This window comes from Arthrobacter sp. JCM 19049 (assembly GCF_001310435.1).
Genome location: NZ_BAXF01000746.1, coordinates 1 through 856, shown reverse-complemented (window position 1 = coordinate 856; position 856 = coordinate 1). Strand labels below are relative to the sequence as shown.

2 protein-coding genes are annotated in these 856 nt (G+C 65.2%); both read right to left on the bottom strand.

Annotated features, from left to right (window positions below; genetic code table 11):
- Positions 1-108 precede the first annotated feature (108 nt).
- Positions 109-285 carry a hypothetical protein gene (locus tag JCM19049_RS21520; protein ID WP_279403411.1) on the bottom strand — a complete coding sequence of 59 codons (177 nt, stop codon included), beginning with the start codon at positions 283-285 and terminating at the stop codon, positions 109-111.
- Positions 286-546: 261 nt separating this feature from the next.
- A partial coding sequence (locus tag JCM19049_RS15935; protein ID WP_279403410.1) for an Lrp/AsnC ligand binding domain-containing protein occupies positions 547-856 on the bottom strand: 310 nt, incomplete at its 5' end.

Sequence of the window (856 nt, the reverse complement as noted above, 5' to 3'; positions counted from 1 at the left end):
CCTACCCTGCCGTCTATCCCGGGCGGAGCCGGGCGCGTTGTACCCCGGGTTCGCCGCCCCCGCTCGGGGCGGAACCCGGAAGGGGCGAAAGGACGCTTCTGCGAGGTGTTAGGCCTCTTCCAGGTCCTCGACCGGGACGTCGTCCTCCTCGTCCTCGTCGTCGTCCTCTTCCGCATCGTCTTCGTCCGTGAACTCGTTATCCAGGTCCGAGTCCTCTTCGAGGTCGTCGTCGAGCAGGTAACCGCGCTGGGCCAGCGGGTCGATGTTGCGCATGGTTTCGGGCATGTCGCTGGAGCCTCATAGGCCTGCGAATCGCGTCCGTCGTCGGGCTCGTACAGATCGTTGCCGTACTGCGGGGCGAAGTCCCCGGGTTCCATATCGCGGCTCATGACGTACTCCTTCGGTTGTCGAGGAGTATCCTGCCTCAGCCGGGGAACACCCCTCGTGGCTACTTGGTATCTCCAGCCTAGGGCGTGGAGGTAGCCAGAGGAAGTCTTGAAATCGGTGTGTTTCTGCGGCAGTGATTTGGGCCCAGGCGGCGGAAGCCTAGCCGTGGTCCTGGCGGTACTGCTCCAGCAGCGGGGCGCAGCGGTAGGACAGGTGGGTGTGCAGCGCGAACGTGGTCTCCGAGCGGTTCACACCGCGGATGCGCAGGATCTGGCGCAGCGCCGACTGCAGCTGATGGGTGTCCATGGCGGCCAGGCGCAGCCACAGATCGCCGTTGCCGGAGATCTCATGGACCTCCAGGATGTTCGGGATCCCGCGCAGCGCGGAGATTACCGCATCAATGTCGCGGTGCATCACCTCCAGGGTCACGAAGGCCAGCACGTCGTAGCCAGGCCCGCCAGTCGATGTC

What these genes read in the sequence shown, in the direction of transcription:
- JCM19049_RS21520 (WP_279403411.1), bottom strand. Translation starts at nt 285, where the DNA reads ATGCCCGAAACCATGCGCAACATCGACCCGCTGGCCCAGCGCGGTTAC.